1 protein-coding gene and 1 other annotated feature are annotated in these 1,310 nt (G+C 62.8%); the gene reads right to left on the reverse strand.

The features are described 5' to 3' along the window. Positions 1-22: 22 nt before the first annotated feature. Positions 23-1,263 (reverse strand): IS3 family transposase gene (locus tag AWB95_RS18615; protein WP_232315765.1). Its coding sequence is split into 2 segments (ribosomal slippage): positions 23-972 and positions 972-1,263, totalling 1,242 coding nucleotides; the frame shifts between segments, so codons are not numbered across the junction. Continuing rightward, positions 871-988 (reverse strand) — a sequence feature (AL1L pseudoknot). (Overlaps the previous gene by 118 nt.) Positions 1,264-1,310: the final 47 nt, after the last annotated feature.

A 1,310-nucleotide genomic window follows, 5' to 3' on the forward strand; every position in this document is an offset into this window, starting at 1 on the left:
TGAAGTACCCCAAGTTTTGTTCCTATTCGGTTGCGAGGGCCGGGGTTGGCTGGCTCGCGGGGTGTGAGGCGCCGGTGAGGGCGGCCTCGTACTCGGCTGGTGGGACATAGCCGAGGGCTTCGTGCAGGCGTTCCTCGTTGTACCAGAACACCCATTCGGCGGTGGCCAGCTCGACGTCGTCGATGCAACGCCACGGTTTGCCGCGGTTGATCAGCTCGGTCTTGTAGGCGGCGTTGACCGCCTCGGCGAGGGCGTTGTCATAACTATCGCCGCGGGAGCCGACCGAGGGTGCGATCCCGAGCTCGCCAAGGCGGTCGGTGTATACCAGCGATAGGTATTGCGATCCGCGGTCGGAATGATGAACCAACTCAGATAGATCTGAGTTCGCCTGCCACACAGCATGATTGAATGCCTGCAGAGGTAGGTCCTCGGTGCGCATACTGGCCGCGACCGCCCAGCCGGCAATCTTTCTGCTGCACGCGTCGGTGACGAAGGCCGTGTAGCAGAATCCCTGCCAGGTGCGCACAAAGGTGATGTCGGCGACCCATAACCGGTTCGGGGCGGCCGCCTTGAACTGCCGGTTGACCAGGTCTGCCGGCCGTTGCTCGGTCGGATCAGTGATCGTGGTGAACACTGGCTTGCCGCGCTGCACCCCGCGCAGTCCAGCCTTGCGCATCAGCCGGCGGGTCTGCTCGCGGCCCAGCCGCCAGCCCTGACGCTTCATGGCCTGATGCATCTTGAGCACCCCGTAGCACGAGTAGTTCTTCTCGTGCACGGTGCGCAGGTCGGCGATCAGCTGCTCGTCGCGGATCTCGCGGTCGGAGGCCGGCCGGGTCTTGGCCGCCCGATAGCCCCGGGATGTGAGGAATCCAGTGATTGCTGCCCGCAAGACACGGCAGATGAGCTCGACCCCGAACTGATCGCGGTGGGTGTCGATGAAGGCGATCATTTCGTCGCGGGGCGGTCGAGCTCCGCTGCAAAAAACGCTGATGCAGCCTTGAGAACTTCGTTGGCTCTGCGTGTTTCGGCAAGTTCCCGCTTAAGTCGGCGGATCTCGGCGTGCTCTTGGCTCGTCGTTCCCGGGCGCTCACCAGCGTCCACCTGAGCCTTGCGCCGCCACCGGCGCAGCGACTCCTCAGAGATGCCGAGTTTGCTCGCCACAGACTTAATCGCTTCAAACTCCGAGATATCTGAGGCCTCCATCGTGGTCTCCAACAAACGCAACGCTCGCTGCCGAAACTCCGGCGAATACTGTCGGGGCATGCTTCCAATCCTCCTATAGGGATCGGAACAAAACCCGGGGTACTTCA

Source organism: Mycobacterium celatum (genome assembly GCF_002101595.1).
Classification (GTDB): Bacteria; Actinomycetota; Actinomycetes; order Mycobacteriales; family Mycobacteriaceae; genus Mycobacterium; species Mycobacterium celatum.